This window comes from Bacteroides sp. AM54-2NS, from assembly GCF_003602935.1.
GTDB classification, from domain to species: Bacteria; Bacteroidota; Bacteroidia; order Bacteroidales; family Bacteroidaceae; genus Bacteroides; species Bacteroides xylanisolvens.
The window spans coordinates 1-1,805 of record NZ_QTMZ01000119.1; the positions used below are offsets into that span (position 1 = coordinate 1).

1 protein-coding gene and 2 pseudogenes are annotated in these 1,805 nt (G+C 46.9%); all 3 read left to right on the top strand.

The window, feature by feature from the left end; translation table 11 throughout:
• Positions 1-241, top strand: a pseudogene (locus DXA05_RS26020) (hypothetical protein); the annotation flags it as partial.
• Positions 242-344: 103 nt separating this feature from the next.
• Positions 345-1,099: pseudogene (locus DXA05_RS26025) on the top strand (ParA family protein).
• 7 nt (positions 1,100-1,106) lie between these two features.
• On the top strand, positions 1,107-1,385 hold the full coding sequence (locus DXA05_RS26030; protein WP_005816317.1) for a plasmid partition protein ParG: 279 nt from the start codon (positions 1,107-1,109) through the stop codon (positions 1,383-1,385).
• Positions 1,386-1,805 lie beyond the last annotated feature (420 nt).

Below are 1,805 nucleotides of genomic sequence, written 5' to 3' on the forward strand. Positions count from 1 at the left end.
GCTTGTGGAAGGCACACTGACTTCTTCCATTTGGACAGACCGCAACGGAGAGAACCACATACAGCATAGCATCATAGCTGACTCCATCGCCTTTGTCAATGCAGGGAAGAAGGATGCAACCGACACACCTGCAACAAAGGCACGCAAGGCAGCCAAGGCAGAGGCGAGGCTCCCGTACCGCCAGCCGATGCACCGCAGGACAAGAGCGAAGACCTTCCCTTCTGAGGGTAGTATCAACTGAGAGTAGTACGTACTAATCGTAGTAAATCCGCTTTTACTATGGTTAGTATGTACTATCAGTAGTAGAATAGTAAAGTAGTATTCACTAATAGTAGTATCATGTTATGACACAGATAATTGCAGTATTAAATCACAAGGGTGGTGTAGGGAAAAGTACGACCGCAGTAAGCCTTGCGGCAGCTCTGCAACTGAGTAAGAAGAACGTCTTGGCTATTGACATGGATGGACAAGCCAACCTCACGGAAGCCTTGGGATTGTCCATCGAGGAAGAACAGACAGTCTATGGCGCAATGTGTGGACAGTACACCTTGCCGTTGGTCAAGTTGCACAACGGCATCACCGTCTCACCCTCATGCCTTGACCTGTCTGCGGCTGAGTTAGAGCTTATCAGCGAGCCGGGACGGGAGCTTATCTTGAAGGGACTTATCACCAAAGCCATCGCCAAAGAGCATTTCGACTACATCATCATCGACTGTCCACCGTCATTGGGCTTGCTGACCTTGAATGCCCTCACCGCAGCCGACTACATCATCATCCCTGTTCAAGCGCAATACCTTGCCATGAGAGGTATGGCAAAGTTGATGGACATCATCCGCATCGTTCAGGAGCGGCTCAACTCCAACCTTAAAGTGGGCGGCATCGTCATCACCCAGTTCGATCGCCGCAAGACGTTGAACCGAAGCGTGAGGGAAATCGTCAATGACAGTTTTCACGAGAAGGTTTTCAAGACCGTCATCCGTGATAATGTGGCTTTGGCAGAAGCACCCATCAACGGCAAGACTATCTTTGAGTATAATCCCAAATCCAATGGTGCCAGTGATATATGTCTTTGGCAAAAGAAGTGTTAAACTTAAAATAGCATAGCCATGAGCAAGAGCAGTATGTTGAAAGAGGGAATGAAAGGCGGTCTCAACGGACTCCTTTCTTCCACAAAGAAGCCGAGTAAGGAGCAGATAGTCACAGAAACTACACCAGCACCACCTGTGTCTGTTTCTGAGACTACCGAAGTGCCGGTGCATTGCAATTTCCTTATCAACAAGAGCATCCACACGAGGATGAAGTACCTCGCCATCAAGAAAGGGATGTCCTTGCGTGATATTGTCAATGAGGCAATGACAGAATACCTAAAGCGGCATGACACATGAGTGCCGCGCGGTATCATCGCCGAACAGACGATGATACCGCTATCTCTTCTATAAACAGACTTTACTATCCGTAGTATGGTAGTAAAAACTATTCGACTATTATACTATTCGTAGTCGATACTACTTTTAGAAAATACTATCCAACTCATTTTTAGGGCAATAGTTTTCTCTGCTTGTAGGACTGTCTCCATGCTGATAAAAGGCAATGTCGTTCCCTATTACAAGATTTTCTCTTTTTCCCTCATATCAACTATCGTCCTTCCCCATATACAGCTTCGCCCCACGCCATCCCGCCCGTTTCCTCTTTTACATAACAGATTTCTTTTCGCCTGCCTTGCCGCTGCGGATATTGTTTTGCAAAGGTAATGCTGGCGATTGTTCAAACACCAAATCGTCCATTGCATTTGACCGAAAAATCTT

Excerpts from the sequence above, each read along its gene's own strand:
- DXA05_RS26030 (WP_005816317.1), top strand. The coding sequence starts at position 1,107 with ATGAGCAAGAGCAGTATGTTGAAAGAGGGAATGAAAGGCGGTCTCAAC.